At 49.7% G+C, this 1590-nt stretch carries 1 protein-coding gene; it reads left to right on the top strand.

Features of this window, described 5'->3' with window-relative positions; all coding sequences use genetic code 11:
- The first annotated feature begins 347 nt into the window (after positions 1 to 347).
- Complete coding sequence (locus tag AC2FI7_RS22780) at positions 348 to 1508, top strand: hypothetical protein (RefSeq protein WP_010443322.1); 1161 nt, start codon at positions 348 to 350, stop codon at positions 1506 to 1508.
- Positions 1509 to 1590 lie beyond the last annotated feature (82 nt).

Here is a 1590-nt window from a genome sequence, read left to right on the forward strand (position 1 = left end):
GCGGACAAAACCGAACTTGAGCACAATGGGCGCAAATTCCGCGTTCAGATCAAGCTTGATCTACTTCGTTCTTGCTTGTCGGGACTTAGCGGATGCAGCAGCGCATTTAACCGATGCATCTGCTGCTTAAGAAATATGGAAAGTAGCCTCTTATTGTGGCCGCTGCGATTTTTCACCCCTTCGTCAATGATCAACGGACTTTTGAGCCCTCAGTAGAGATTATTTATGAAGAACTAGGGAGCCACTCGCAAAGTCACATTCACCTTTCATCATTATGAGAAAGCTGTTGAGATTAAATGACACGCGTGACTGAATGAAATGGGCGGCAGACATGAAAGGATCAAAGGTTGAAAGACAAAGAAAAGACAGCGTTTGGCGCGAAAACCAAGGGTGGTGCGACTAATTTCATTCTGACCAACCACAAGGTTTTGAAAGACAGCTTTCATCTCGTAGCATTTGGCGACGATGAGAAAGTTTCGGTACCAGGAAAAAAAATAACTCGCGGAAAGATCGTGACAAAAGGTAAAACGGTGACCCTTTGCGCAGAGGACCCAAACAAAATTAAAGGGAAGGTTCTCGACAAGTTAAACAAACAACTTAGCGGAATTTGCACTCTAAAGGTGGCTAATATTGACATGGCAGCTTCGTTGTCTGACGACCAAGATGCAGCCTCTGTTGTACCCCCGGTTCGCCAACCGACCCAAAAATTACCTAGCGCCGGTGCTTTAGGTACATCCACCGCTGACTATGGTAACGCCATATTAGCAGACGACGAAGACAACGATGACGACCGACAAAAACTTGTGCGATTGGTCATGGGTAAACTTGCACCGCTGGTTCGCGACCTCGGACCAAAAGGGCGTGCGCAAGCCGAGCCAGAGTTGGACGAAGTCGCCAAAGCAATAGATAAAGAAAACTTCGATGCCGATATCGCGAAGCGTTTAATCAAGTCGCTTACGGCCAAGCTTGCAAACGGGACGTTTTCAAAACTGGACCCACCGGCCCGAAAAAAGCCAACCCAACCACTACCATCGGCGAGTGCGGCGGCGGGTGCAGATGGAGTTGACTATAATACTTCGTCTGGCTCTGTTGGGGGTGGGTCGGACGGTGTCGACTACAATACCTCGTCTGGCTCTGTCGGGGGTGGGTCGGACGGTGTCGACTATAATACCTCGTCTGGCTCTGTTGAGGATGGTTCGGACGGCGTAGACTACAATACCTCGTCTGGCTCTGTTGGGGGTGGGTCGGACGGTGTCGACTATAATACCTCGTCTGGTGGACAAGGTGCGGATCAAATGCGCTTAAGGCTGCGGTCGTTGGTGTTTAAGAAATTGGCGCCAGAGATCAGAGGTCTCGGCCCCAAAGGAAAAGCCGCAGCGGCCGCAGAACTGGAAGCAGCTGTGAAATTTTTAGATCTGAAATCATACGATGAACAAGCTGCCAGGCGCCTGCTAAGCGTAATTAAAAACAAACTCGAAACAGGCATTTATGAAGCGATGGAAGACTAACCGCCGATTTAGCTCGCTGAAAGCGGACATTTAACCCCAGCGCAGCATCCGTCGATTTGGGCTCAGAGCAAACCTTCGCTGC

This window comes from Ruegeria sp. YTSA064 (assembly GCF_059610325.1).